This window comes from Streptomyces sp. NPDC087844 (genome assembly GCF_044742785.1).
GTDB lineage: Bacteria > Actinomycetota > Actinomycetes > Streptomycetales > Streptomycetaceae > Streptomyces.
Window position 1 is genome coordinate 126,394 of sequence record NZ_JBIUVD010000005.1, and the last position, 25,419, is coordinate 151,812.

The 25,419-nt window shown below is 71.0% G+C and carries 26 protein-coding genes and 1 pseudogene; 20 read left to right on the forward strand and 7 right to left on the reverse strand.

What is annotated here, in order from left to right; all coding sequences use genetic code 11:
- The first annotated feature begins 24 nt into the window (after positions 1–24).
- The 6 genes from ACIOKD_RS12485 to ACIOKD_RS12510 are packed head-to-tail and all read left to right on the forward strand — an operon-like array spanning position 25 to position 5,832.
- Positions 25–1,692, forward strand: a complete 1,668-nt coding sequence (locus tag ACIOKD_RS12485; protein WP_402081957.1) for an ABC transporter substrate-binding protein — start codon at positions 25–27, stop codon at positions 1,690–1,692.
- Positions 1,689–2,639: an ABC transporter permease gene (locus ACIOKD_RS12490; RefSeq protein WP_402081959.1), complete on the forward strand. Its 951-nt coding sequence runs from the start codon at positions 1,689–1,691 to the stop codon at positions 2,637–2,639. The genes ACIOKD_RS12485 and ACIOKD_RS12490 overlap by 4 nt, the downstream gene beginning before the upstream one ends.
- A complete protein-coding gene (locus ACIOKD_RS12495; protein ID WP_402081962.1) occupies positions 2,636–3,511 on the forward strand; it encodes an ABC transporter permease in 876 nt (291 codons plus the stop codon). The genes ACIOKD_RS12490 and ACIOKD_RS12495 overlap by 4 nt, the downstream gene beginning before the upstream one ends.
- Positions 3,508–4,524, forward strand: a complete 1,017-nt coding sequence (locus tag ACIOKD_RS12500; protein WP_402081964.1) for an ABC transporter ATP-binding protein — start codon at positions 3,508–3,510, stop codon at positions 4,522–4,524. Before ACIOKD_RS12495 ends, ACIOKD_RS12500 begins: the two co-directional genes overlap by 4 nt.
- Positions 4,517–5,377, forward strand: a complete 861-nt coding sequence (locus tag ACIOKD_RS12505) for an ABC transporter ATP-binding protein (protein WP_402081966.1) — start codon at positions 4,517–4,519, stop codon at positions 5,375–5,377. Before ACIOKD_RS12500 ends, ACIOKD_RS12505 begins: the two co-directional genes overlap by 8 nt.
- Positions 5,374–5,832 (forward strand): DUF3237 domain-containing protein, encoded by a 459-nt coding sequence (locus ACIOKD_RS12510; protein WP_402081968.1) that lies wholly within the window; start codon positions 5,374–5,376, stop codon positions 5,830–5,832. Before ACIOKD_RS12505 ends, ACIOKD_RS12510 begins: the two co-directional genes overlap by 4 nt.
- A gap of 37 nt (positions 5,833–5,869) precedes the next feature.
- Here the strand turns inward: ACIOKD_RS12510 and ACIOKD_RS12515 are convergent, their stop codons facing one another.
- Complete coding sequence (locus ACIOKD_RS12515; RefSeq protein ID WP_402081970.1) at positions 5,870–6,712, reverse strand: EamA family transporter; 843 nt, start codon at positions 6,710–6,712, stop codon at positions 5,870–5,872.
- A gap of 59 nt (positions 6,713–6,771) precedes the next feature.
- Here ACIOKD_RS12515 and ACIOKD_RS12520 point away from each other — a divergent pair, with 59 nt between their 5' ends.
- The 8 genes from ACIOKD_RS12520 (at position 6,772) to ACIOKD_RS12555 (ending at position 13,319) form a co-directional block, all read left to right on the forward strand.
- A complete protein-coding gene (locus ACIOKD_RS12520) occupies positions 6,772–7,113 on the forward strand; it encodes a PadR family transcriptional regulator (protein ID WP_402081972.1) in 342 nt (113 codons plus the stop codon).
- An 8-nt stretch (positions 7,114–7,121) separates the two neighbouring features.
- Complete coding sequence (locus ACIOKD_RS12525) at positions 7,122–8,012, forward strand: hypothetical protein (RefSeq protein WP_402081974.1); 891 nt, start codon at positions 7,122–7,124, stop codon at positions 8,010–8,012.
- Between the two features lie 123 nt (positions 8,013–8,135).
- Positions 8,136–8,999, forward strand: a complete 864-nt coding sequence (locus ACIOKD_RS12530; RefSeq protein ID WP_402081976.1) for a DUF4184 family protein — start codon at positions 8,136–8,138, stop codon at positions 8,997–8,999.
- Between the two features lie 127 nt (positions 9,000–9,126).
- The gene (locus ACIOKD_RS12535; RefSeq protein ID WP_402081978.1) at positions 9,127–10,092 is read left to right on the forward strand and encodes a hypothetical protein; all 966 of its coding nucleotides are present in this window, start codon (positions 9,127–9,129) and stop codon (positions 10,090–10,092) included.
- A gap of 154 nt (positions 10,093–10,246) precedes the next feature.
- On the forward strand, positions 10,247–10,741 hold the full coding sequence (locus tag ACIOKD_RS12540) for a lamin tail domain-containing protein (RefSeq protein ID WP_402081980.1): 495 nt from the start codon (positions 10,247–10,249) through the stop codon (positions 10,739–10,741).
- Between the two features lie 110 nt (positions 10,742–10,851).
- Positions 10,852–11,817, forward strand: a complete 966-nt coding sequence (locus ACIOKD_RS12545; RefSeq protein ID WP_402081982.1) for a bile acid:sodium symporter family protein — start codon at positions 10,852–10,854, stop codon at positions 11,815–11,817.
- 226 nt (positions 11,818–12,043) lie between these two features.
- On the forward strand, positions 12,044–12,823 hold the full coding sequence (locus ACIOKD_RS12550; RefSeq protein ID WP_402081984.1) for a DUF1963 domain-containing protein: 780 nt from the start codon (positions 12,044–12,046) through the stop codon (positions 12,821–12,823).
- Positions 12,824–13,010: 187 nt separating this feature from the next.
- Entirely contained in the window at positions 13,011–13,319 is a 309-nt protein-coding gene (locus tag ACIOKD_RS12555) for a hypothetical protein (protein WP_402081986.1), read from the forward strand.
- Between the two features lie 984 nt (positions 13,320–14,303).
- On the opposite strand, the gene ACIOKD_RS12560 is transcribed toward ACIOKD_RS12555, so the two are convergent.
- Positions 14,304–15,539 (reverse strand): sensor histidine kinase, encoded by a 1,236-nt coding sequence (locus ACIOKD_RS12560; RefSeq protein WP_402081988.1) that lies wholly within the window; start codon positions 15,537–15,539, stop codon positions 14,304–14,306.
- Between the two features lie 150 nt (positions 15,540–15,689).
- On the opposite strand from ACIOKD_RS12560, the gene ACIOKD_RS12565 reads away from it, so the two are divergent.
- Positions 15,690–16,763 (forward strand): lysostaphin resistance A-like protein, encoded by a 1,074-nt coding sequence (locus ACIOKD_RS12565; RefSeq protein ID WP_402081990.1) that lies wholly within the window; start codon positions 15,690–15,692, stop codon positions 16,761–16,763.
- Positions 16,764–16,803: 40 nt separating this feature from the next.
- Here the strand turns inward: ACIOKD_RS12565 and ACIOKD_RS12570 are convergent, their stop codons facing one another.
- The 3 genes from ACIOKD_RS12570 to ACIOKD_RS12580 all read right to left on the reverse strand — a co-directional run bounded on the left by ACIOKD_RS12570 (position 16,804) and on the right by ACIOKD_RS12580 (position 17,825).
- Positions 16,804–17,046 carry a hypothetical protein gene (locus ACIOKD_RS12570; protein WP_402081992.1) on the reverse strand — a complete coding sequence of 81 codons (243 nt, stop codon included), beginning with the start codon at positions 17,044–17,046 and terminating at the stop codon, positions 16,804–16,806.
- Positions 17,047–17,174: 128 nt separating this feature from the next.
- On the reverse strand, positions 17,175–17,450 hold the full coding sequence (locus ACIOKD_RS12575; RefSeq protein ID WP_402081994.1) for a hypothetical protein: 276 nt from the start codon (positions 17,448–17,450) through the stop codon (positions 17,175–17,177).
- 141 nt (positions 17,451–17,591) lie between these two features.
- Complete coding sequence (locus ACIOKD_RS12580; protein WP_402081996.1) at positions 17,592–17,825, reverse strand: hypothetical protein; 234 nt, start codon at positions 17,823–17,825, stop codon at positions 17,592–17,594.
- Between the two features lie 112 nt (positions 17,826–17,937).
- On the opposite strand from ACIOKD_RS12580, the pseudogene ACIOKD_RS12585 reads away from it, so the two are divergent.
- Positions 17,938–18,255: pseudogene (locus ACIOKD_RS12585) on the forward strand (SDR family NAD(P)-dependent oxidoreductase); the annotation flags it as partial.
- A 253-nt stretch (positions 18,256–18,508) separates the two neighbouring features.
- Positions 18,509–18,958 (forward strand): spore-associated protein, encoded by a 450-nt coding sequence (locus ACIOKD_RS12590; RefSeq protein WP_402081998.1) that lies wholly within the window; start codon positions 18,509–18,511, stop codon positions 18,956–18,958.
- 177 nt (positions 18,959–19,135) lie between these two features.
- Here ACIOKD_RS12590 and ACIOKD_RS12595 read toward each other — a convergent pair whose 3' ends face one another.
- On the reverse strand, positions 19,136–19,306 hold the full coding sequence (locus ACIOKD_RS12595; RefSeq protein WP_402082000.1) for a hypothetical protein: 171 nt from the start codon (positions 19,304–19,306) through the stop codon (positions 19,136–19,138).
- Positions 19,307–19,333: 27 nt separating this feature from the next.
- Positions 19,334–19,696 carry a PRC-barrel domain-containing protein gene (locus ACIOKD_RS12600; RefSeq protein WP_402082002.1) on the reverse strand — a complete coding sequence of 121 codons (363 nt, stop codon included), beginning with the start codon at positions 19,694–19,696 and terminating at the stop codon, positions 19,334–19,336.
- 247 nt (positions 19,697–19,943) lie between these two features.
- On the opposite strand from ACIOKD_RS12600, the gene ACIOKD_RS12605 reads away from it, so the two are divergent.
- The 3 genes from ACIOKD_RS12605 (at position 19,944) to ACIOKD_RS12615 (ending at position 25,340) form a co-directional block, all read left to right on the forward strand.
- Positions 19,944–20,492, forward strand: coding sequence for an NUDIX domain-containing protein (locus ACIOKD_RS12605; protein ID WP_402082004.1), 549 nt, complete (start codon positions 19,944–19,946; stop codon positions 20,490–20,492).
- Between the two features lie 125 nt (positions 20,493–20,617).
- Positions 20,618–21,586 carry a polysaccharide lyase family 1 protein gene (locus ACIOKD_RS12610; RefSeq protein WP_402082006.1) on the forward strand — a complete coding sequence of 323 codons (969 nt, stop codon included), beginning with the start codon at positions 20,618–20,620 and terminating at the stop codon, positions 21,584–21,586.
- 169 nt (positions 21,587–21,755) lie between these two features.
- Positions 21,756–25,340: a substrate-binding domain-containing protein gene (locus ACIOKD_RS12615; RefSeq protein WP_402082008.1), complete on the forward strand. Its 3,585-nt coding sequence runs from the start codon at positions 21,756–21,758 to the stop codon at positions 25,338–25,340.
- The last annotated feature ends 79 nt before the right edge of the window (positions 25,341–25,419 follow it).

Genomic DNA, 25,419 nt, shown 5'->3' on the forward strand with positions numbered 1-25,419 from the left:
ACTCCCCTCATCAGGAGCACCGACATGCACGCTCCCAGAACCGCCCTCACCGCCACCGCTGTGGGCACTCTGCTCGTACTGACCGGCTGTTCGTCGGACGACGGCAACTCCACGGCCTCCACCGGCGCCGTCAAGCTGACCTCGACCACGCCCGCGGCCTCCGGCGCGCTCGACAACGTCACCTGGAACCTGCCGATGGGTGAACCGATCACCCTCGACCCGGCGAAGGTCGGCGACTACTCCCCCAGCACCGTGGCCTCGAACCTCTGCGACCCACTGATCCGGCTGAAGCCGGACTACACCCTCGCCCCGGGTCTGGCCACCGCCTGGAAACGCCCCGACCCGAAGACCCTCGTACTCGACCTCCGTAAGGACGTCACGTTCTGGGACGGCGAACCCATGACGGCCAAGGACGTGGTGGCCAGTCTGACCCGGCAGGGCGAACCTGCCACCCAGAGCGTCAACACCCAGGTCCTGGCGAGCGTCGCGGGCATCACCGCGACCGGCGAGCACCAGGTGACCGTCAGGTTCAAGGCACCGGACGAACTGTTCCTCAAGTACCTGGTGAACGGCTTCGGAGCGGTCAGCGAGGCGTCGTACCTCAAGAAGGCCGGCGCCTCCTACGGCACCGCGAAGGGCGGTCTGATGTGTACCGGCCCCTTCGAGCTGAAGAGCTGGAAGGCCGGCGAGTCCATCACCGCGGTCCGCAACCCGGACTACTGGGACACGGCGCTGCGGCCCAAGGCCAAGAAGCTGACCTTCACGTTCATCACCGACAACGGCACACTGACGAGCGCGTTGCTGTCCGGGCAGATCGACGGCAGTTACGAGATTCCCTCCACCGTCGCCAAGGCGCTGCGCGCGTCGGACGCGGGCACCCTCTACTACGGGCCCTCCGCGCAGACGGTGTTCATCTCGCCGACGGGCCCCTCCTCACCGCTGGCCGACCACCGCGTGACACAGGCGCTCTCCCTGTCCCTGGACCGTGACGCCCTGGTCAAGAACGTCTTCGACGGCGCCGCGCAGAAGCTGAAGACCTTCATACCGTCCCTGGTCTGGAAGAACGGCGAGGCCGCGGACGTCTACGCGAAGGGCTACGACGAGCTGCCCGCCGTACCGGACGTCGACGTCGACAAGGCCAAGGAACTGGTCGATCAGGCCGCCCCGAAGCGGCGGACCGTCACAGTGGCCACGGCCGCGGGGGACCAGCAGTCCCTGCAGACCCTCACCTTCGTGCAGGCGGCGGCCAGGACAATCGGGCTGAAGATCGTCATCAAGCAGCTCCAGCCCACCCAGATGTCGGGCCTCTTCTACGACGCGTCGCTGCGCGAGGGCCTCGACGCGACGATGGCACTCGGGTACGTCGAGATCCCCGATCCGCTCTCCTACGCGCAGATGTTCACCTCGCCCGCGTCCCCGATGAACTGGATCCACTACGACAACAAGCAGGTGACCTCGCTGCTCGCACGGTCCCAGGCGGCGTTGGACGCGGACGAATCGGCGAGCCTGTTCACGCAGGCGCAGGCCCTGTACTCCAAGGATTTGCCGATCGTGCCCATCGCCGCCCCCTACGAGCGGATGTTCCTGAACAAGCGGCTCAGCGGGGCGCCCGCGTCCTTCGCGTACATCAACATGCCGTGGGCCGCCCAGCTCGGTGCCACCGGCGGGGACACCGGCGGAGCCATTTCATGATCTGGCGCTTCGTCGCCCGCCGTGCGGCGATGCTGGTGGTGACCGCGCTGGTGGCCAGCATCGCGATCTACGGCACGCTGTTCATCTCTCCGGGCGATCCCGCCACCCTGCTGATCGGCGGCGGCAAGCCGCCCAGCCCGCAGCTGCTGGCGGAGATCCATCGCCAGTACCACCTCGACGATCCTTTCGCGCAGAGCTACGGACGCTGGCTGACCGGAATCCTGCACGGGGACGCCGGTGAGTCCCTCACCTACAAGGACTCCGTGCTGCACCTGGTGCGGAGCCGCATCGGCAACACGGCCTTCCTGGTCGGCTACGCGGCCCTGCTCATCATCGTCCCGGGTGTGCTCCTCGGCACGCTGGCGGCGCTGCGCGGCCGGTGGAGCGACACCCTCGTGACCGTGCTGACCACCGTCCTCATGGCCGTCCCCACGTTCGTGATGTCCGTCCTGCTGATCTGGTGGCTGTCCGTGCGATGGGACCTGTTCCCCGCCTACGGCGCGGGCGCCGGCTTCGCGGGACGGATCGAACACCTCACCCTCCCCGCTCTCGCGCTCGCCGCCTCCTGGCTCGCGTACGTCGCACAGGTGACCCGGTCCGCGGTCCGCGCCGAACTGGGCTCCGAGCACGTCCAGACCGCACGGAGCCGCGGTATCCCGGAGCGTTTCGTGATCCGCAGACATGTGCTCCGCAACGCCTCGGGGACGATCTTCTCCGTCTCCGGTGTGGCGGTCGCCGGTCTGATCGCCGGCTGCTCCATCGTCGAACAGGCCTTTGGCATCAACGGAGTCGGCGCTCTGCTCATCCAGAGCGCCGCCAAGCAGGATCTCGCGGTGGTCCAGGCTCTGGCTCTGATCACCGTCGTCGTCTTCGTCACTGTCAACACCCTCGTGGACGTGGTCACCGCCGCGCTCGACCACCGCGTCTCCCTGGAGGCCCGCGCATGAGCACGTACCAGATCGCCGCGCATGGACGCGGCCGGGCGGGCCCGGGCCGGCTGCGTTCCCTCGCCCGGGGACGCGGCTTGCTGATCGCCGCCTCCGCCGTCGTCGCGGTGGCTGTGCTGGCGGCCCTCTTCGCGCCGCTCCTCGCGCCGTACGATCCCGACGCCGTGGACGTGACGGCCGTGTCCCAGGCGGGTTCCGCCGCGCACTGGCTCGGCACCGACGACGCCGGCCGGGACATCCTGTCCCGACTGATGTACGGGGCCCGGCCCAGCCTGCTCGCCCCGGCGGTGGTGACGCTGACCGCGGGTACGGTGGGCACCGCTCTGGCCGTCAGCGCCGCCTGGATCGGCGGTTGGTACGACCGGCTCGTCTCCGCCGCGCTGGACGTCGTCTTCGGCTTCCCCGGTCTGGTCCTGGCCGTGGTGGCGGCGGCCGTGTTCGGCGCCGGACTGACCGTGGCGGTGGTGACCCTGTCCATCGCCTATCTGCCCTACGTGGCCCGCGTCGTGCGCAGCGCGGCCCAGCGCGAACGCCAACTCCCGTACATCTCCGCCCTGCGGATGCTCGGCATGTCGGGACCGCGGATCTGCCTGCGCCACCTGCTGCCCAACCTCCTGCCCCTCGTCCTCGTACAGGTGGTCACGTCCTTCGGGTACACCCTCCTGGACATCGCCGCCTTCTCTTTCATCGGGCTGGGCGCCCAGCCGCCCACCGCGGAATGGGGACTGATGGTCGCGAACGGATCCGCGGGCATCCTGGCGGGCAGCGCCGAACAGTCCCTGTACGCGGGTCTGGTGATCGTCGTCTTCGTCATCGCCTGCAACCTGCTCGGCAGCGGAGTGTCCCAACGCCTTCTGGGAGAACAGCGATGACCCGGCCACCCGCTCTCCTCGAACTGGAGAACCTGCGCGTCACCCTGCCCGTCCGGGGCGGCCATCGTCCCGTCATCCACCACGTCCACCTGCACGTTCCGGCCGGCACCGCCGTGGGGCTGGTCGGCGAGTCCGGTTCCGGCAAGTCGATGACGGCCCGGTCCGTGCTGCGGTTGCTGCCGTACGGCGCCCGCACCAGCGGTGACATCCGTTTCGCGGGCGCCTCGGTCCCGGCCATGACGCCGGCCCGACTGCGTACCCTGCGTACCCGGGAGGTCGCCATGATCTTCCAGGACCCGCGGGCACACATCAATCCCGTCCGCAGCGTCGGGGACTTCCTCACCGAGGGCCTGATCACCACCCGGGGTGTCCGGTCCGGGGCCGCTGAGGCCACGGTCACCGCTCTTCTGAAGGATGTCGGTGTCGTCGACGCCTCCCGCCGGCTGCGCCAGTACCCTTCCGAACTCTCCGGCGGTCTGCTGCAACGCGTCATGATCGCCGCCGCGCTGGCCGCCGAACCGAAGCTGCTGCTCGCCGACGAGCCGACCACCGCGCTCGATGTCACCACCCAGGCCGAGGTGATGGCCATCATCGACGAGGCACGCGTCGAGCGCGGGCTGGCGATGCTGTTCATCACCCACGACCTCGCGCTCGCGGCGGCCGTGTGCGACCGCGTCGCGGTCATGTACGCGGGGACGGTGGTGGAGGATCTGCCCGCCGGGCAGTTGTACGACGGCGCCCACCACCCGTACACGAGGGCCCTGTTGGCCTCCCGTCCGGAACTCGGTGCCGGTGCCCGGCCCCTGCGTGCCATCGCGGGCCGCCCCCTGTCGGCCTTCGAGGCCGGTCCCGGCTGCGCCTTCGCGCCCCGCTGCTCCTCGGCGGCGGAGGTGTGCACGGTCGAACGCCCCGAGCCGCGCCCCACCGGTGACAGCCGCACGGCCTGCCATTTCCCGGTGTCCGACCCCGTCCCGAGCACGGGTACGAGTGACAGGAGTTCCACGCATGGCTGACTCGGCCCCGCACCCGCACCCGCAGCCACACTCACCACAGGCCCTGGTACAGGCGCCTGCTCTCGAAGTGGCCGGACTGTGCAAGACGTTCGGCGACTTCACGGCCGTACACGACATCGGGCTGGCCCTGGCGGCGGGCGGCTCGCTGGCCGTCGTGGGCGAGTCGGGATCCGGGAAGACCACCACCGCGCGGATGATCGCCGGCCTGGAGCGGCCGACGGCCGGCACGATCCGGCTCGGCGGCCACGACGTCCCCGGGCGCCGGGCCCACGCCGCCGAACGCAGAGCCCATGCCCGCCGCATCCAGATGGTCTTCCAGGATCCGTACGCCTCCCTCGACCGCCGTCAGCGCGTCCAGGACTGCCTCGCGGAAGTCCTCACTCTGCACACGGAGTTGAGGGGACAGGCGCTACGGGAACGGGTGGCCGAGCACCTCGACCAGGTGGGCCTTGACGAGCGCCAGGCGGCTTCCCTCCCCCGCGCCCTTTCGGGTGGCCAGCGCCAACGCGTCGCCATCGCACGCGCGTTGGCCGTACACCCCCGAGTTCTCGTCCTGGACGAGGCCGTCGCCGCGCTCGACGTCTCCGTCCAGGCCCAGATCCTGACGCTGCTGGGCCGGATCCGCGAACAGACCGGCGTGGCCTACCTGTTCATCACCCACGATTTGGGTGTCGTCCAGCACATCTGCGACGACGTGGTCGTCATGCACCGCGGCCGTGTCGTGGAGCGCGGGCCCACCGAGCAGGTACTGACCGATCCCCGGGAGACCTACACCCGCACTCTCCTCGACTCCGTGCCCCGCCGGGGCTGGAAACCCACCCGCCGCACCACGACGAACGGAACAGTGTCATGACATCCTCCCCGGCCCTCACCTACGTGTTCGAGATCCGCGCCCAGGTCGCCGAGAGCCTTCACATCGGCCACGGAGACGGTGAGCGCACCGAGTTCACCCCCATCACCGGCGGGAGCGTCGACGGGCCGCGGCTGCGGGGCACTGTCCTCGCCGGTGGCGGCGACTGGTCCAACACCCGTGGATCTGTATGCGAGTTGGAGGCCCGCTATCTGATCCGGGCCGACGACGGAGCCGTCATCGACATCACCAACCGTGGTTATTACCACGAGGGCGCGGACAGCCCGGAGCAACGCGACGGGCCCCTCAGGACGGCGGAGGCCGGGACCTACTTCCGGACCTCCCCCGTCTTCCGCACCGACGCTCCCGCCCACCGCTGGCTCGCCGCAACCGTCTTCGTCGGCCTCGCCCGCGAGGAGGACGGCCACATCGTCATCCGCTGCTACGCCGTCGTCTGAGGGCCGTCGCGATGCGGCCGTGGACGCACGTCACCACTCACCCCAGGCTGAGCAGGATGACAGCGGCGACCGCACCCATCAGGCCGACCGTCTGTGCTCGGGTGACCCGTTCGCGCAGCACCGTGAGTCCGAGGACGGTGGGGACGGCCGGGTACAGGGAAGCCAGGACGACGGCGACAGCCAGCATCTGCCGTTGGGTGGCCCAGAGATAGAGGATGAGTGCGAGAGCCGCACCCGCTCCGATCAGAACCGCCCGACCCAGGAGTCGGGCGGGCTGCCGGAATTCGCGAGCGTACCGCCAGGTGCTCGGCAGCAGAAGGAGGACCGCGGCGAGACGGCCGGTGGCCACGGGCCAGATACCACTCGCCGGATCCACCTGGGCGAGTCCGATGTACTGCACGGCCACCCCGAGGCTGGCGATCAGGCCGTCCACCGGCAGCCGGCCGGACCGCCCGCGGCCCGCCCGCCCCGTGCCGCCGGCGGACACCAGCCACAGTGCGGGCACGGTGACGCCGATGCCCAGCCAGGCCAGTGGCGTGGGCCTGTCACCGAGAAAGGTCACGCCGCACAGCACGGACAGGGCCACCCCGGTGACAGCGCTCACGGGTACGACGACACTCATGGCGCCCCGGCTCAGGCCACGATTGAGGAAGTGCATGGCCAGGGCACTGCCGACGCCGGACAGCGCTCCCCACGCGACATCCGCGGACCAGACCGTTTCCGCGGGAAGCAGAAGAGCCGCGGTGAGCGCGAGCAGGAGGCCTCCGACCTGCCCGAGGAACGTGACCACAGCGAAGTGGACCCGACGGGACAGCAGCCCGCCGGCGAAGTCGACGAGGCCGTAGCAGGCCGCGGAAGCAAGCGCGAGAAAGGCACCCATCCGCTCCGGATGCCCCGCACCGCGTTGAGACAGTCCGGCGGAGTGACTATCGTCGAGGGGTGAGTGAGCGCGTGATGCAAGAGCCGACCTTGATGGTGCTGACCGCCCTCGCGGACGCACCCCGACATGGATACGCCATCGCGCAGGAGGTCAAGGCGATGACCGGCGGTCGTGTCGTGCTGCGTACGGGCGCCCTCTACGGGGCCCTGGACCGCCTGCTCGCCGACGGCCTGATCGACATCGAACGCGAGGAGGTCGCCGACGGCCGTGCGCGGCGGATCTTCACCTTGTCCGCGTCGGGGCGGGAGCGGCTGACGGCGGAGGCCGAGCGCCTGGCCGCGACGGCGAAGGAGGCCACGCGCCGCCTGTCCGTGACACGGCCGTCGGCCGCCACAAGGTGATCGAGCACGTGCTGCGGCTGTATCCCGCCGCCTACCGGCGGGCTCATGGCGGGGAGATCGCCGCGACCTACCGCGAGTCGACCGCGGGCGAACCGCTGGGCTCGCGGTTGCGAGAGGGCGCGGGCCTGGCGGCGCACGCGATGAGGATGCGGATGGGCCTGGGGCCGGCCACTCGTGCCTCGCGGGTGCTCGCTCTGGCTTACCCCTTCGCCCTGGCCGTCTCCGCCGCCGCCTGCGGCCTGCACCTCGCACGTTGGTACGCCGCGCTGGTCTCCTCCCCCACCCCGCTCCGGGTGCAGCTTCGAGTCGACCTGTCAGGGGCGTGGGGTGCGCTGCTCGTCTCGTCACTGATCGGGTTCGTGGGCGCGGCGTCGGCGCTGACCGGCCGGTGGCGCGCGGGAGTGCCCCTCGCGGTGGCGGGGCTGCTCTCCTTCGCTGGTGCCGCGGTGGTCAGCGGACCGGCGTTCGGCGACCCCGTCGTCACCCCGGCCGCGTTCGCGCTGACGGCGGCCGTGGTGCTGGCGTGCCCGCCGGACCGACGCCTGGAGGCGACCGCGGCGGGCCGGGCGGGTATGGCCGGCGCCGTGATCGCGCTTGTCGTCGTGCCGCGCGCGGCCATCGACGCGCACGCGGTGCCGTGGGTCAGTACCGACTACGGATGCTGGCCGGTGCTCGTGCTCGCCGCGACCGGTGTCGCGCTGACCTGGCGCAGCGGAACGCGAGGCGGCCTTGAACTGGGAGTGATGGCCCTGGTGTCCCCGCCCCTGCTCGCCCACGCCTGCGCCACTGCGTGGGGTGAGACGACTGCCGTCCTGTGGTCGGCAGCCCCACTTGCGGCCGCAGCAGTGATCGCGCCGCTGACCGGCCACTTGGCGCGAACCGGACGCACCATCCTCTGAACGAACTGCCTGAACGGTCCGCTCGCCCATCCGAACATCCTGCCGCGACCGAGGATCGGTCGATAGTCCGTTTGACGTAGCATTCCGTTCGACGGACTATCGAGTCTGCGCGAGAGGACGCTCATGCCGTTCACCCTGTCCCACCCCGCGGCCGTACTGCCGCTGATGCGACGGCCCTTCGGCCGGGCCGCGCTGGTCGCCGGCGCCGTCGCCCCGGACATGCCCTACTTCGTGGGCACCACGGGCCTGCCCGTCAGCGCGCGGTCCTGGTACGAACCCTTCGTCAACGCCACGACCTCGCACACCGCCCTCGGCGCTGTCACCGTCTCCCTGCCGTACGCCCTCGCACTCTGGGCCCTGCTCCGCGCCGGCCATCGCCCGTCGGCATCCCTGCTGCCGATATCCGGCCCTCCACCGCCGCCCCGGACAGCCGGCACGCGGGCACGCCGAGCCGGGTGGATCGTCCTGTCCGCTTTGATCGGCATCGCCACACACCTGGCCTGGGACGCCTTCACCCACCACGACGGCTTCTTCGTCACCCATGCGCCCTGGCTCACCTCCCCACTCGTGGGCAGCCTCACCTGGGCGCGAGCGCTGCAACACGCGAGCACGATCGGCGGCCTGGCCGTCACCGCGGTGTACGTGTGGCGCAGGCGGGCCCGCCTCCTCACCGGCAAGGGCCGTACCGGTCCCGGTATCGCGACGCGCGGTTTCGTCGTCCTCGCAGTCACCCTGCTCACGGTCGTCGGCGCGGTCGCCCACGCCTGGTGGCTCGCGGGCACGCAGTCGACGACCACCGGGCCGCCGCTCGGCGTCACGATCGAAGGGGTGCTGTCCGACGCGGCGAAGGGCGCGGGCGTCGCCCTCATCGGCGTCGGGGTCCTCTCCATGACCGGATGGTGGATCCGGTACGCCGTCACACCACTCCGCCCGTCCGGTTCGACCGCGGGAACCGCTGGCAAAAGTCCTTACGAGGAAGGCCGTTGACGTCCCTCCCTAGGATGTCGGCAACACTTTCCGCTCCGAACCGGTCACGCCGTGAGGGCCCAGGGGATTGACTCGACCCGCACATGAGGACAGTGGCCGCCACCCGACCGGCAAGGAGCATCCCGCAGTGAAGGTCGACATACAGCCGGACGTACGCGACACCGCCGCCCGGCTCGGGGCAGACGCTCCTTACGCGCTCAAGGCCCTGGCGGGGCAGTTGGCCGACGACCCCGACATGGGCCGGCCCTCGGGGTTGCCCGGCATCCTGACGGTGACGGTCGACGGCGACATGTTCGACGACTGCCCCGACCTGTCCGTGAGCTACATCCGAGAGCCGGACCGGATCGAGATCCGGTTCCTCAGAGCGGTCCCTTCCACCGAGCCCTTCACGAACGTCTCCGAACAAGGGCAGGCACGACCGCGGGACGAAGGGCGGGAGGAAGGCCGGCCTGTCGATCTTGAGGTCGCCGCGGTCACCGTACGGGAGGTCGCCGACGCCTGGCGACGCATCACCAGCTGGCTGAAGCGCAACGCGCCCGATTCGTACGCCGCCCTCCGCGCGGGCGCCGGCCCCGCGGCGATCGCCGCCCTGGAAGAGGATCTCGGCGTCCCGATACCCGTGGAGCTGCGCGTCCTGTGGATGCTGACCGCGGGCGACGACGGGGCCGACGGCCGGGGATGCCTGCCGCGCAACATGGCTCTGATGAACCTGGACGCCGCGGCTGCCGCATACCACCTCAAAACGGACACCCAGGTCAACATGGACATCCACAACGCCCGTCACCCCGAGGACGAGGACATCACCGCGTGGACGGCGACCCGGATTCCGGTGATCGCCCTGGGCCCCGCCGACGGCACCAGCGGCCTGTACCTGGACGCCGCGACCGGCTACCTGGGCTCCTGGTCGCGCTACGACGACGCACCCGACGAAGTGCTCGACACGCTGGTCACCTACCTCGAAGAAGCCGCCGACATGCTTGAATCCCCGACCCTGGCCGCCCGGGACGAGCCTGGCCTGATCGGTGGGGCGCTGGTGTGGCGCAGCAGCGTCGAAGGGACACAGGAAGACCGGTGGCAGCCCCTGCCCGGCTGACCGTCACCCGCACCCGGCTCTCCCCCCTCCCGATCCCCCTCCCGCGCAAGGCAGTCGAAACATCCGTCTCCACATTTCGCACACAATGAACGCTTTAACTTCACATTAGGTATGCTCCAACAGCTTCATCCGCACCACTGAGGGGGGTCCACTCATGCGCATACGCTCTGCGCTGACCGCAGTTGTCACACTCGGCACCTTTGCCGCACTCTCGACCGGCACCGCCCAGGCGGCCGAGTACTCGTCCGCGCTGAAGGTCAAGGGCGTCCAGTACGACGCACCCGGGACCGACTCCAACCGCTGTTCCGGGGGGAACACGAAGAACGAGTACCTGACCATCAAGAACTACTCCCGCACCGCGACGGTCAACCTCAAGGGGTACGTCGTCAAGGACGCCACCGGGAACAAGTTCACTTTCACGGCCGGCCACAAGCTGGAGCCCGGTGACTACGTGAAGCTGCGCGGCGGACGTGCCACCGACTCCGACGCCGGCAATGTCGTGTACCGCCAGAACTGCAACTTCATCTGGAACAACGACAAGGACACCATCTACCTGTACAAGCCCAGCGGCTCCAGGGCGGACGTCCACTCCTACACCAAGCGCGCGGACGACCGCGACGGCAACGGCTACATCACGTACCACGGCTGACACACCCGGTCGCCCTCCTGCCGGACTTCCCGCGGGAGGGTGACCGGGCCCGCTGATCACATCGCGAGACAGGCTTGCGACAAGGCCCTGACCAGGCGTTGTCTCTCACGGTGAGTACCGAACGACCCGAACAGCACGCGACCGACAACGACACCGCAGGCGACCGCTCCGCGCGCCGCGCCGTCACCCTCTTCCCCGTCCTCGTCCTCGCCGCGGGCGCCACCGGGCTGCTGCTCCCGGGCAGTTTCGCCGGCTGGGGCGAGTCGGTGCCGTACCTGCTGGGCGTGGTGATGTTCTGCATGGGCGTCACGATGACCCCGCAGGACTTCCGCGGTGTCGCCAGACGGCCCTGGGCGGTGGCCCTCGGGCTCGTCGCGCACTACGTCATCATGCCGGGGCTCGGCTGGGCCATCGCCCACCTGCTGCAGCTCCCGCCGCAGCTCGCGGCGGGCGTCATCCTCGTCGGCTGTGCCCCCAGCGGCACCGCCTCCAACGTGGTGACGTACCTGGCGCGCGGTGACGTGGCCCTGTCCGTCTCGGTGGCCACCGTCTCCACCCTTGTGGCCCCGCTGGTCACTCCGCCCCTGACGCTGCTGCTGGCGGGCGAGTACCTGCCCGTCGACGCCGGCTCGATGGTCGTCGACATCCTCAAGACCGTGCTGCTGCCGGTCCTCGCGGGGCTCGCCGTCCGGCTGCTGGCGAGCCGCTATGTGCAACGGGCCCTGCCGGTGCTGCCCTGGCTGTCCGCCGTGACCATCGGTGTGATCGTGACCGTGGTGGTGGCGGGCAGCGCCGACGTCATCAAGTCGGCGGCGCTGCTGGTGTTCGTCGCCGTCGTGCTCCACAACGGTCTCGGGCTGGCACTCGGATACGGCGCGGGACGGCTCACCGGGCTGGGCGAGCCGGCGAGCCGCGCCATGGCCTTCGAGGTCGGCATGCAGAACTCGGGGCTGGCGGCTTCTCTGGCCACCGCCCACTTCAGCCCGCTGGCCGCGCTGCCCGCCGCCGTCTTCTCCGTCTGGCACAACATCTCCGGCGCCCTGGCCGCCGCCTGGCTCTCACGCCGACGCCACTGACCGTCCCGCCGTGTACGGGGCGCCGTTGCCGCTTTCGTCCGCGTCCGTGGTGGGCCCGGGGCGGACGTGTCCGCTCGGCCGGAGGCCGGACAACGGGCCGAGGAGGCGGGCGCACGGCCGCCGGACCCCGTTCCCGGCTGCGCGGGCGTCGACGGGACGGTGCGGCGGACCCGCTCCCGGGTGGCTGCCGTACGGCTTGTCAGTGGCTGCTGGCACGATCGCGGGCATGACATCGATCGACGAGCGGTTCGTCCGGGAGACAGCCGCCGAGTACGGCATTCCCGGCCCCGTCGCACAGGAGTTGACGACCGGATCCCGGCCATGTGTCTATCTGGTGCCGTACGGGCAACTTCCGCGGTCCCAGCAGGAGGACGCCCGGCCGGCCGCGCGAACAGGCGGACTCCCCTCATTGCCGGACGGGGTGGAATGGCCCGAGGGGAAGGAGCCGCTGGTGCTGAGTGTCGACTGCGGGGCCCTGCCCCACGGGGCCCTGGACATCGAACTGCCCGCCGACGGCCACCTGTTGCTCTTCACCGAGATCGAGTACCCGCCGGAGTCGTCCGTGGTGCTGCACGTTCCTGCCGGAACACCCACCACCGAGCGCGCCGCGACGTACGAGTTCGACGGTGAGCCCCTGCGGGTGAAGGTCCATGAACCACAGACCCTGTACCCCCTGGCAGGGCTCACCCTCGGCGAGGACCGGCGGGAGGCCCCGGCCACCCGCGCCTTCCTGGACGACGGCGGAGACGATGACGCGCTGGACCGTTTCGAGGAGGCCGTCCTCGATGCGGCCTCCGGTGGGACCCGCCCAGGCGTCTGCGTGCAGATCGGTGGATTCTCCCACTCGTGGGACATGGCGCCGGACGAGGGCGACCTCGTACTCCTTGCGCAGATGGCAGGGCAGGCGATCGACTACGACGTCTACACCTTGAATCTGATCGTGGGCACCCGCCAGGACATCGCCGCACGGCGGTACGCCAACCTCCGGTACGAGCAGCAGTGCTGACTTCGAACGGACGGCGTATGCGCTGACCTGCTCGGCATCGGCGGCGACGCGGTAGGCGTCGTATCCGGCAGCTCGTCGGGCGGCTTTCGACGGCCTGCCGATTCGGCGCCGTACACGGAGGCATGATCCCCGTCTTCGCGGGCACTCGGCTCCCGTGCCATATGTACCTGCGAAGCTCGTCGCACAAGTGAGATTTGCCCTGGTTCAGGCCGGCTTCCAAGTACTGGGCGACGCGGAGCTCGGTGTCCCGGGACTGCGGGTGACCGAGGTGTCGGCCGGCGCCCTGGTCAGCTGGACGGCCTCGGACGAATTCGCCTCGCTGGCTCGTGAGCGAGGCGGCTGCGCTTCGAGCGACGACAGCATAAGAGTGATCGTGAAGGTCGCCGTGTCAGGGCTGCTGCTGCGGCTCGGACACAGCGTCGCCGAAACAGCGGCCGACGGCGACCTGCTGGTGCTCGCCGACGCGGTCTCCGCACCGGACAGCGGTGACCGATAGACGTGTGCGACCCGCCGAGTCGCCTGACCGGCCCGACGGAGCCCACCCGACAAGCTGTCACGCCGCGTCGGCTCCGAGGGCCCGTCGCCGGGCCATTCGGTGCGCCGATGATGCGATGAACTGATGCCGAGGCCGGTGTCCACGGGCAGATTTTTCTCGGGAAAGCCGTGGTGAGCGCTCAGCGGGCGAACGCGCCGGTTCGGTGTGCGGACATGTCGCGCCCACGGTGGGAGGCTGGTTGCGGCCGGCCGCTGACGCGCGGGTGCGCGGCAACGGCCGGAAGGCGTGAGGGACCGAGGATCTCCCCCCGGATCGGACCCGCGCGCGGCGCCCTCCCGGCGGTGCGAGATGGCGGGAGTTGCCTGTCTGGGCGCGCCTGGAGGACGAAGGCCGGAGCCGCGTAGTCGGCGATGCGGCTCCGGCCGGCCTCGACAGTCGGCTCCTGCTCGGAGCCCGGGAGCCCGCGGTGCGGACCCACAACCCCACGACACGTCCGGCGCCTGGGCACGGCCGCGTGTTCGCGGGCGGGCCGGTTTCCTCGTCATCGTGCACTTCGACGGTGAAGCCGACCGAGCCCGTGTGCAGGCCGGTCGTCAGCCACAGCGCACCTGGGATCGCGGCTCCGCACAACCCTGACGTCTGACCCGCGAACGCCTCCGCCGGCCCCGGGCCGAAACTCCGCGGGTCGCTCTCGACATGGATCTGGCCGTAGTGCACGTACACTTCGCCCTCGACCGGCCTGCGCGCCACTACGACCTCCCCCACGCCGGGGCCTGCCGGCAAGGGCACGCGCCGCCACCCCTCACAGGCCATGGCCCGGCGGACGACCGTAATCGGGTGATCAGTGGGTCGGGGGAGAGAGGATCACGGGAATCCCCTGGACATGTATGCGGTCGCGCCCAGCGGTAAGCCATGTCCAGCAGCCTGGTGACCACCACTGACAACGCCGCGAGGCCCGCACCACACCGACGGTCGTACAACTGGTCACGACGCGACCGGCGTCAACTTCTCGTGGGGCGTCTGCTGCGGCAGCGGCAGTCGGGCCACCACCCGGAAGCCGCCTTCCGGGCGCGCCCCCGCGCTGAACTCCCCCCGCAGCAGGGCGACTCGCTCGCGCATGCCCACGAGGCCGTGGCCGGCGCGGGATCCGCCGCCGCCCGGTCCACGGCCGGTGTCGGTGATCTCCAGAGTCAACTCGGCGTCCCGGTGGTCGACCCGCACCAGGCACGAGCGGGCGCCTGCGTGTCTGACCACGTTGGTGACCGACTCCTGGACGATGCGGTACGCCGACAGGTCGATGTCCGGCGGCAGTGGCCGCCGCCGACCGTGCCACTGCACGACGACCCGCACCCCCGCCGACGTGGTGGCCGCGGCCAGCCCGTCGACGTCCGACAAACTCGGTGCTTCGTGCGGCGCGGCACCCGCGGTGTCCGCCTGACGCAGCGCGCCGAGCATCCTGCGCAGTCCGGACAGTGCCTCCCGGCTCGCCTTCTCCACCTCACCGAGGGCCTCCCTGGCCCGGGCCGGCTGCGTGTCGATGACTCGGCGGGCGGCACCCGCCTGAAGGGCGACGATGCCGATGGTGTGCGCGACGATGTCGTGCAACTCGCGCGCTATGCGCAGGCGTTCGTCGGTGGTGGCCTGGACGGCGGCCTGCGCCCTGGACTGCTCGGCATGGAGCCGGGACTGGCGGGCGGAGTTGCCGAGGAGCCAGGCGACGAGCACCGTGAGGGCTACGGCCAGCTGCGCCGCGGTGTCGATGCTGCCGCCCCTGGACAGCCGTACCGTCAACGGGATCATCAGTACGGTGAGTGCCATGCCCGCCGCGCACGCCGAGGTGCGCCGCGTCGCGGTGGCTGCGACGAAGTACAGGGCGACGTCCGGCGCCAGGAACTGCACCAGCGGGAACTCGGCGGCCTGGCCGAGCAGTCCCGCCCCGAGGACCGAGCCGAGCAGCAGCAGGGCGTAGGCCACGAGCGGGCGACCGCGCGGGAGCCGGCACGCGGTCAGCACGAGGACGGCGGCACCCAGCAGGACCGGGCCGCTCACATACGTCAGATCGAAGCCGGGGACGACCTGGTCGTCGCGGACGTGCTCGCCCGGCAGAACGAAGAACTCGTCGGCGCACGCGAAACCCATGGCCCCGCCCCAGACGGCCGCCGTCCAGTGGCCTGGCGACGGGCGCTTGAGCAACGGCGGTCGACCTGGATGCGCTGGCATGGCGCGAGCATAGAGGTGCCCGTGTGCCACGGTCATCGGCCTGCGGGCGTACATCCACGGACGACAGCGGTCACGGAGGACAGCCGGACAGAGTCCCCGTTCCTGCCTCGGGCCGACGCGACGGCGGCGTGCGGACGGGAGACTTGTGCCATGACCTTTTCGACAACTCCTCCCTTCGGGGACGGAGTTCTGAAGCCCGGCGCCCCCCTCGCCTATCACCGCATGGCCCATGTGACCGGGAGGCACCGCTGGTGGCGCCCGCCGGCCGGGACCGTGACGGTGGTCGGCATGTGGCTCCTGCTGTTCATGGTGGTGTATGGCGTGGCCTACGGGGTGGGCAGCGCCCATGGATACCCCGAGGATTCCGATGAGGCCATCGACTTCGGCCCCACGCTGAACACCGCTCTGGACCTCACGTACCTGGCCCTGGCCATTCCTGTGGTGCTGCTGGCGGTGCGATGGGTGGGGGGCCGCCCTGCGGGGACCGTCTCCTCCGTCCAGGGGCGGCTGCGCAAGCGCCGGCTGGGGCGGTACGTGCTGGTCGCGCTGCCCGTCGTGGCGGCGGGAATGGGCGCCATGATGCTCGTACCGGCCGGTGGTGAGACGGCGGGCACGAGCGGCGAGGTCTGGGTCGGCCTGGACCGGTATCTGCCCTCGCTCGCCATGCTCATGGTGCTGGTGCCGCTCCAGGCGGCCGCCGAGGAGTACGCGTTCCGGGGCTGGCTCCTGCAGGCGGTGGGCGGTCTCTTCCGTTCGCCGTGGATCGCCGTGCTGCCGCAGGCGGTGCTCTTCGCGGCCGCCCACGGCTGGGGCACGCCGGAAGGGTTCGCGGACCTTGTCGTCTTCGGTGTTCTCGCCGGATGGCTGACGGTGCGTACAGGCGGCCTCGAAGCGGCCATCGCGCTGCACGCGGTGAACAACCTGATGTCGTTCGCGCTGGCCGCGGCCTTCGTCGGCGGCCTCGACTCCGACGAGACCGCGGCCGACCTGCCCTGGCAACTGGCGGCCCTCGACATCACGGTGATCGTCGTCTTCACCGCGGTGGTGCTGTGGCTCGACCGTCGCAGTGCCCGCGCCCCCGGCGTCCCGGACTCGCGCTCCGCCACGGTGGGAGCCGAGGCCTGGGTCGGGGCGGGGGCCGGGGCAGGGGCCGCTGCCGGGACCGAGGGCTTCCCGCCGGTCCCCGCACCCCCCGGCGCGGCCGAGGACGCGATGCCCCGATGACGTTCGCGCACGCCGTCGTTCCCCACGGCCCGGGACGCGCTCAACGAGTCGGCCCCACCACCTCCTGCGTGCCGACGACCGCGAGCAGGTCGAGAAGGTCGGCGTTGGCGATACCGACTGCGGGGGTGGACCACAGCGGCCGTTGCCGCTCCCGTGTACAAGTCGTGAGAACACGTGGCGCCGCCTCGGCACGGCCCCGCAGCACACAGAACCCGGTGGTGCCGCAGCGCCGGGACAGCCGCTGCCGGGTCTCGGGCGAGCAGTGCGTCCGGCCGTACGCCAACGGGGCGGCGAGGTTGTCGCCGCCCTCGATGGCGGCTCACGGCTCATGAGCGGTCCCCGGCCTGTCTGTTCGGCAGGGTCTGGGGGCGCGGTTCCCCGCGCCCCCAGACCTTTCAGCCCGTCCGGCGTTCAAGGACTGTCGCCGGACCAGTCGAAGCGGGACGGGTCTGACGGGCGCGGGTCGTACAGAGCGCGGCCGCCGGCGCCGAACCGGCCGAGCTCGGTGGACAGGGCGGCGCCCTCGGCGATCTGATCCGGCGTCCAGTCGGTGACGTCCAGGAGCAGTCCGTCCAAGGGGCCGCCGACCAGGGCGGCATAGGAGCGGCCCGGGCGTGGGCCCGGATCGGGGTCGTCGTGGTCGTGGCCGTATATCCGGCCGCGCAGCAGCTGCTCGTCGCCATTCACGACATTCAGCTTTCCACCCGCCACTGACAACGGGGCCCCACCGGCGGTGAGGGATCGACGCGCGCGGGATCGGCACCCAGGCGGACAGGGAATTCCCCGGCCCCGGGCCCGCGGGCGGCATGCAGGAACGCCCGTGGATCATCAGAGGGGTGGCCGGTTGCGCAGGGCCGCGTCGGCCATCTCCTGGAGTCCGTCTCGGCCGACACCGCTCGCGGCCTGTACGGCGATGCCGTAGCCGAAGGTGGTGACGAAGCGGGCTCCGAGCAGAGCGGCTTCGTCACCGGTTCGAGCCTGTACGTCGACGGCGGCCTCAACCAGATCTGGGGCCGCGTCACCCTCGCCGGCCGCCCCGTGGCACCCTCGGCCGACTGGCACCGCCGTCCATGTACGTGCTGAGAGCGCGGCGCGTCAGCGGTGACTTCGATCGACGAATCTCGGCGCGCGTGACGTCGAGCGGGGCGAGAAGGCCGCCGCCGAGCTCGGCGCGCGATTCGTGCAGCTGGACGTGACCGACGACGCGTCGGTGAGCCGCGCGCCGGCGACGATCGACTCGGCCGAGGGCCGGCTCGACGTCCTGGTGCACAACGCGGGCGTCGTCGGGGACTGGGTCCTCGACGGGCCCACGGCCCTGCGAGCCTTCACACCAACGCGGTCGGGATCGTGCCGCGTCACGGAGGCCGCGCTTCCCCTCCTGCGCAATCCTCGAACCCCGACCGTGGTCAACGTATGGAGCAGTGCGGGATCGTTCCGGGCGGTTGGCGGTGATCGATCCGGACCGGCCGGAATTCGGCCTGCCCCGATATGACGGCGGCGTTCGCAATGCCTTGGTAGCCGCGTGGACGCGGCCGGACCCTACCGCGCCCCACGTCGGCGAGCAGAGTTCTTGATGTCCAGGCGTAGAAGCTTCGTGACCCTCCCGGAGGGCACCTCCCCGCCCCCTACCGGCTGCCGGCGCCGCTCGTCCCGCACATCTTTTGCGAGCGAGGCACAACCCTTCCCATACCTCGCGTGTCACACCAGGCAGGAGCAACAGACCGCAAAGATCACAAGGGGGAAATATGGGATTCCACCGTTCTGTCCTGTCTGTCGTCGCATTGGGCGCCCTGTCCGTGGGGACCACGGTCGCCCTGGCCGCACCCGCCTCCGCCGCACCCAACACCACGCCGCAGAAGGTCTGCGGGAGCGCCTACAAGACCGTGAACTCGGCTCCCGTCGGCTCGCTGGGCACCGTGTACCTCACGTACAACGCCTCGAACGGCAAGAACTGCGTCGCGACCATCCGGAAGAACCCGGGCACGGCCATGGACATGTCCACCTGGGTCTACATCCCGGACACCGAAGAGGGCGACTCGGACTACGGCCGGTACACGTCGTACGCGGGACCGGCGTACGTGTACGGCAAGGGCCACTGCGTCGACTGGGGCGGCCACATCAACAACGTGTACGTACAGGTGACCGGCTCCAACTGTGCCGCTCTCAGGGAGCACCGGGTCACCTCGACCCGCTGACCCACCGCTCCTGGCGGCCACCGCCTGACCACGCGTGAATGCGCACCGGTGAATGCGCACCGATCGAAGCCCGCCCTGGCAGACTCACCGAGTTCTGCCAGGGCGGGCTTCGATCGGTCGCCCGCCAGGGCCGCCCGGCCACGCCGGTTCCCGCGCCGGACACCCTCGCCGGGCGCGTCAGCGGATGGGGCGGTTGCTGGAGCGCCGGGACCAGCGCACAGCCGTGAGGGCCAGGGCCGCCACGAGGACCGCGATGCCGATCGCCAGCAGGTAGCCCAGTCCCTCCGCGGCCACCCCGATGATTCCGAGTACGACGGCGACCAGGACGAGAAACAGGAAGAGAGCCATACCAGAACCTTCGGAGTGAGTAGGGAGTCAACGACGCGCGAGTTGCCTCTCTCCGTTCGCGCCCGTCTGGTAGGCCATGTCGTAGTACCGGAAGATCGCTTCTTCTTCCTCGGCGGGGAGAATGTCGTCCATGCCCACCGAGGGTGCTTTCTTCACCAGAGCCTTGGCGTAGGCAACCCGCACATAGTCGGGTCCGAGAACCGCGTCGTCGAGCGGGACGAAAGCCAGCCGCTGACGAGTGGGCAACCCGATACGGACCGTGGCCATGGCTGACTCGTCGGTAGCGGTGTTCACATAGATCGATTCGAGCACGCCGATCCTGTGCCCCTTGAGGTCGACGACATCGCGATTGCGCCACTCACGCACATCGGCCGCGCGGATCTTGCTCATGCTGCGCCTCCTGAGCCACTCATCTGCGACGAGTTCCCCCGCTGCCGCCCCTGACACCACAGCGGCGCGGCCGGGATGCGAACGCTTCGACAGCGCTCCAGCAGCACTTCGACGCTCCCGGGGGTGTGCGGCAGTTTCACCGACAGTGACCGGTGCCGGTCACTGTGCCGGTCCCGGTGCCGGTCCCGATGCCGGTTGCACGCCCGCAGCGCCATGAATGTCAGTGGCCCGCCGTACTGTCCGGTGGGTGACAGGACAACCTATCGAGGCGCGGGTCCTCGCGGCTGCCGTGTGCGATGCGCGGCTGGCTCCGGACGCCCGCGACGGTGTGTTGGAGTGGCTGCGCCGCCCCGAGGCGGCCCTGGGCGGTCCGCTCGCGGCCGAGGTGTGGGTGTTCAACCGCGCTCTGACCCATGTGCTGCTGGTACGGCACCGTTGGCGCGGTTGGGTGCCGCCGGGCGGCAAGGTGGACCCAGGGGAGACACCGCGGGAAGCCGCTCGTCGGGAACTGTTCGAGGAGACCGGAGTACAGGCGGAACCGCATGCCATGCCCGCGTCCGCCACGGTGCGGTCATATCACCCCGACTGGCCGGCCACCGCGGGCATCTCCTACGTGGCAGTCGTCGACCGGCGCACGCGGTTGGCGGCCGAAGGAGATCAGCCGGCTGTCTGGCACCGGCTGGACGAGCCATGGCAGGGATGGTTCTCCGACGATCGCCCGCGCATGCGGCAGTGCGCCCTGCGGCTGAGTGCCCTCCGGCAGGCTCAGGCAGCAAGCGTGAGCGGGACGCAATAGTCCACACACGGCACGTCATTGTCCACATCCGTCGCTCTAGTCTCACAGCGAGCCGACCGCGCGGCCCCGGCGCAGCACCCGCACTGGCACGTCACTTCTCCAAAACCCCACGGACGGAGATCCACATGCGCAGGACGAGCGCACGGTTCACCCTGACCGGAGCCGCAGCCGCGAGTGCCGTCGCACTGGCTGTCATCGGAGCCAACACGGCGAGCAGTTCCACCTCCTCCCAGCTGGAGCCGGCGGTCGCCGCCGCCGCGCCCATCGGCTTCGGAGCCGGCACCACCGGTGGTGCCGGCGGAAGCACGGTGACCGTCACCACCGCCGCCGCCTTCAAGACCGCAGTGCAGAGCAGCACGACCCAGACCGTCCGCGTCAACGGCACCATCGCGCTGACGGAGATGACGAAGGTCGCGTCGAACAAGACGGTCGTCGGCGTCGGCACCGCGGGCAAGATCACCGGCAGCGGGCTGAACATCGCGAGCGTGAGCAACGTGATCATCCAGAACCTCACGTTCTCCGGGTCCAACGACGACGCCATCAACGTCCAGTACTCGACGAAGGTCCACATCGACCACAACGACATCTCCGGCGCGTACGACGGAGCCGTCGACATCAAGCGGGCCTCGACGAACATCACGGTGTCCTGGAACCGCACCCACGGCCAGGACAAGAACATGCTGCTCGGTCACTCGGACGACAACTCCAGTGAGGACACGGGCAAGCTGAAGGTGACCTACGACCACAACTGGTTCGACGGCACCAACCAGCGCAACCCGCGCGTCCGCTTCGGCAACCCGGTGCACGTGCTGAACAACTACTTCAGCAACGTCGGCTCCTACGGTGTGGCGTCCACCGAGAACGCGGGCGTCCTCGTGGAAGGCAACTACTTCGAGAACACCGACGACCCCTACCACCTCGGTGAGGGCGACTCGTCCGCGGGCTCGCTCGTGGCCAAGAACAACCACTCGGTGAACTCCGGCTCCGGCCAGGCCGGTGGTTCCGTGGCGTCGATCCCGTACAGCTACACCGCCCAGTCGGCCTCCACCGTCAAGGCGACCGTGACCGCCGGTGCGGGCGTCGGCAAGATCTGATCCCGGCTTCCACACCACACCAGAACCACAGCACAGCACCGCACAGCGCGGGGCAGGACCGGTGACCGACGCGTCACCGGTCTTGCCCCGCGCTTCCGCCTCCCCTACGTTGCCCTGGACCCGGCGGGCCCACAGTGCGCCGACGGCGGAGCCGAGCGAGGGGACGCCGATGGACCAGGGTCCGTACAGCGATCCGTACACCGGTCCGTACGCCGTGGGCGGTACGTCGCCCGGGGCGAACCGGCCTCTGACGGTCGGGCTGCTCACCGCCAACATCCATCTGGGGGTGGGGGCGACCCTCTGGTCCGGGGCCCGCGCCGCCGCCGAACGCAACGACGTCAACCTGATCTGCTTCCCCGGCGGGAACCTCCGGCACGGGGACGTGGCCCGCAGCGAGTTGTACGAACTCGCCGGCCCCGCCCGGCTCGACGGCGTCGTCTGCTGGAGTTCGACCCTGGGGCTGCCCTCGGCCGGGCCCAGAGCCCGCCGCCTGCTGCGCCGGCTCTCCCATCTGCCGCTGATCAGTCTCAATCAACCGCTCAGCGACCAGACCGACGTGCTGTCGATCGACTCGCACGCGGGCATGCGCAAGCTGGTCGGGCACCTCGTCCAGCACGGCCGCAGAAGGCCGGCCTGCATCCACGGGCCGCTCGCCAACCCGGTCTCCGAGGAGCGTTACCGCGCGTGTGTCGACGCGCTGCGCCACCACGGCATCCGCAACGAACACGTGGGCGCGGCCGTCGACTTCGCCGCGGCGGCCGGTGCCTCGGCGATGCAGGTACTGCTGGAGGCCCGCGGGCTGACACCCGGTGTCGACTTCGACGTGGTGCTCGCCTGCAGCGACGTCCTCGCCGCCGGGGCCCTGCGCCATCTCACCGAACGCGGCATACGGGTACCGGAGGACGTGGCCGTGGTCGGCTTCAACGACTCCCCCGAAGCCCGTCTCGGCGACCCGCCCCTGACCTCCGTTGCGCTGCCCTTCGAGGAGCTGGGCGCGCTCGCCGTGGACACCCTCGTCGCCCGGCTGCGCGGCACCCGCCCGCCGGACCGCACCACCATCCCGGCCACGCTGGTGCCGCGCCGCTCCTGCGGCTGCCCCTACCCGACCTCGTACCAGCCCCCGCTCGTCGCCCCGGCACCGGCCGCCGAGCGGCGCCCCGCGGGATGGGACGCGGTGGACGGCGTACTGCCGTCCGGCGGTTCCCGCCTGGCCGCGGCCTTCCGCGCCGAACTCGCGCGCGCCGACGGCGATCCGTACACGCCGGTGAGCACCGGTGGCGGGGGCGGCAGCGACAGCGACAGCCGCGGGCCAGGGGCCGGCCACGGCGCGGTGCACCGTGATGTCCGGCCCGGGGGTTTCCTCCCTCTCGTCGAGCGGCTGTTGCGCAGCAACGCGGGGACACAGGCCGAAGTCGACCGATGGCACCAGGCGTTGGAGAGCGCCCGTCGCGGTGTCGTCGACACGCTGCCGGACCCGTTGCGCCGGGCCGGTGAGGTCCTGTTCGGACAGGCAAGGCTCGTCGTGGCGGAGCGATCGCGTGCCCTTCTTGAGTACGAGCGCTGGTCGGGGACCCAACGCGCGCGCAGGCTGAGGGAGTTCGGGACCGCACTGACCACGGTCGTGGACCTGGAGGGACTCTCGGACGTACTGGGGCGCCATCTGGGCCAGTCGGGCGTCCCGCACTGCCGGATCGTCCTGTACGAGCGCGACGCCGACGCCTCAGGGCCGGCGGCTCTGGGTATGGCGCGCCCCCTGCTCGCCCGTGCGGACGCGGGCCGTGAACCCGGCCCCGCCGGCCCCCTCGGCAGCCCCGCGTTCTCGCCGGCCCTGCTGCTTCCCGACTCCCTGCTGCCCGGCCAGGACCGCTTCACGCTGGTCCTCGAACCTCTGCACATCGGCGAGGAGCACCTGGGCGTGGCCGTGTTCGAAGCCACCTCCGCCCGAGCGGCGTACCACGACGGGGCCGACGGAGCCCTGTACCGGGAACTGGGCGACCAGATCAGTGCCGCGCTGAAGGGCATCGGGCTCTTCGACGAGGTGCGGCGCGCCCGGGACGCCGCGGAGCAGGCGAGCAGGTTCCAGACGCGGCTGCTGACGCATGTCAGCGACGAGTTGCGTACTCCGGTGGAGGCCATGCTGCACCGGTCCGGTGACCCCGCGGCGGCCCTCATGGAGGTCCGGCGGGACGCCGCGCGCGTGCTGCACCTCATGGAGAACCTCCTGGACCTGGCGCGGTCGGAGGCGGGCGATCTCCTCCTGACCCGGCGACTCGTGGACCCGTTGCCCGTACTCGCGCGGGCGTGCGCGACGGCGGCCTCCGCGCTGCCCGCCGGCCCCGCATGGCGGCTCGACCTGCCCGAACGGCTGCCCTCGGTGTGGGTGGACGAGACGCGGTTCCAACAGATCCTGCTCAACGTGCTGATCTCGGCGGCGGGCCGCGCGAAGGACATACCGCCCCGGGTGGCGGCCGCCCTCGGCCCGGCAGGCGTGCGGATCACGGTCGACGTCCCGGACGCCCGTACGTCGATCACCGAGCCCGGCCGGCTCCTGGACGTCGGGGTGACCACGGCCCGGCGGCTGGCCATGATGCACGGCGGGGCGCTGACCGTCTCCGACGCGACGGACCGGGCCCAGTACGTCCTGGAACTGGCCCTGCCCTCTCCCGACGGACAGGCACATCTGGCCGCAGCCGGCGACGCCCCGCTGCTCGTCGTCACTCCCGGCGAACTCGGCGCGGACATCCGCGCGCACGCCGCCCGTCACGGTCTGGAGGTGTACCGGCCCGACACCGCGCACGATCCCATGCCGTCGGTGGCGCGGCGCACGCCCGGAGCCGTCGTGTGGGACGCGCTGCCCGACCGGCCCCAGGAGTGGCGGGCGGTACAGCGGCTGCACGACCATCCGGCGCTGCGCCACACGCCGTTCGTCCTGTTCGGCGCCGACGGCACCGATCTGCCGCAGGCCCTGCGCGCGCTGCGGCCCAACGGATTCGCCGAGCCGGTGATCGTCGCGGGCGGCTCGCAGGAGTCCCGGGAGGCGTTGCGGCGGCTGGCCGAGTCGGCGCTGCCGGACCATCCTGCGCGGGTCTCCACCGACGCGACGGCGTTGCTGGCGCTGGTCGCGGAGGAGACGCCACGGCTGGTGGTGCTGGAGCGGGCGCTGCCCGACCTCCAGGCGCTGGACGTGGTGGACCGGCTGCACGACGGGACGGGCCGGGCCCTGTGTCCCGTCGTCATCGCCGACCACGAGGGCATGACGGCGGCGGACGCGCGGCGCGGCCGGCAGCATCCGGCGCTGCTCATGCTGGACATGGACGTGTTCGCGCCGCAGGAGGCCGCCGCGCTCGTGCGCGCACTGGCCGCCCACGGCGCCCGGTTGCCGCCGCGCACCAGGGACGTCCTCGACGAGGCCCTGGTCTTCCTCTACGAGCACTGGCGGCGGCCGATCTCCCGCTGGCAGGTCGCGCAGGCCGCCGGCGTCAGCCCCGACCACCTCGGCAAGCTCTTCCAGCAGCGGTACGGCCTGACGGTGTGGGAGTACCTGACCCGGCTGCGGATCCGGCGGGCGGCGGAGCGCCTGCGGTCGAGCGACGACAGCGTGCAGAGCGTCGCCCGGGCCGTGGGGTTCCGCGACCGCGCCTACTTCAGCCGGGTGTTCCGTCGGGTCACGGGTGCCGCCCCGCACCACTACCGCGAGAAGACCGGCTCCGGCGAGGGCGTACGGGACCTGTCCGCCGGCCCGGCCCGCCACTGAACCGACGGCCGACCCGCGCTCGAACCGCGCTGAAACCACGCTCATCCCCGCGCGGAAACGCCGTCGAATCCGCAGCGGA

Coding starts and splice junctions, on each gene's coding strand:
- ACIOKD_RS12560 (WP_402081988.1), bottom strand. CDS start 15,539: ATGCCAGCGCATCCAGGTCGACCGCCGTTGCTCAAGCGCCCGTCGCCA.
- ACIOKD_RS12595 (WP_402082000.1), bottom strand. CDS start 19,306: ATGGCTCTCTTCCTGTTTCTCGTCCTGGTCGCCGTCGTACTCGGAATC.
- ACIOKD_RS12490 (WP_402081959.1), top strand. CDS start 1,689: ATGATCTGGCGCTTCGTCGCCCGCCGTGCGGCGATGCTGGTGGTGACC.
- ACIOKD_RS12530 (WP_402081976.1), top strand. CDS start 8,136: ATGCCGTTCACCCTGTCCCACCCCGCGGCCGTACTGCCGCTGATGCGA.
- ACIOKD_RS12610 (WP_402082006.1), top strand. CDS start 20,618: ATGCGCAGGACGAGCGCACGGTTCACCCTGACCGGAGCCGCAGCCGCG.
- ACIOKD_RS12565 (WP_402081990.1), top strand. CDS start 15,690: ATGACCTTTTCGACAACTCCTCCCTTCGGGGACGGAGTTCTGAAGCCC.
- ACIOKD_RS12510 (WP_402081968.1), top strand. CDS start 5,374: ATGACATCCTCCCCGGCCCTCACCTACGTGTTCGAGATCCGCGCCCAG.
- ACIOKD_RS12505 (WP_402081966.1), top strand. CDS start 4,517: ATGGCTGACTCGGCCCCGCACCCGCACCCGCAGCCACACTCACCACAG.
- ACIOKD_RS12590 (WP_402081998.1), top strand. CDS start 18,509: ATGGGATTCCACCGTTCTGTCCTGTCTGTCGTCGCATTGGGCGCCCTG.
- ACIOKD_RS12495 (WP_402081962.1), top strand. CDS start 2,636: ATGAGCACGTACCAGATCGCCGCGCATGGACGCGGCCGGGCGGGCCCG.
- ACIOKD_RS12500 (WP_402081964.1), top strand. CDS start 3,508: ATGACCCGGCCACCCGCTCTCCTCGAACTGGAGAACCTGCGCGTCACC.
- ACIOKD_RS12600 (WP_402082002.1), bottom strand. CDS start 19,696: ATGAGCAAGATCCGCGCGGCCGATGTGCGTGAGTGGCGCAATCGCGAT.
- ACIOKD_RS12615 (WP_402082008.1), top strand. CDS start 21,756: ATGGACCAGGGTCCGTACAGCGATCCGTACACCGGTCCGTACGCCGTG.
- ACIOKD_RS12540 (WP_402081980.1), top strand. CDS start 10,247: ATGCGCATACGCTCTGCGCTGACCGCAGTTGTCACACTCGGCACCTTT.
- ACIOKD_RS12485 (WP_402081957.1), top strand. CDS start 25: ATGCACGCTCCCAGAACCGCCCTCACCGCCACCGCTGTGGGCACTCTG.
- ACIOKD_RS12515 (WP_402081970.1), bottom strand. CDS start 6,712: ATGGGTGCCTTTCTCGCGCTTGCTTCCGCGGCCTGCTACGGCCTCGTC.
- ACIOKD_RS12550 (WP_402081984.1), top strand. CDS start 12,044: ATGACATCGATCGACGAGCGGTTCGTCCGGGAGACAGCCGCCGAGTAC.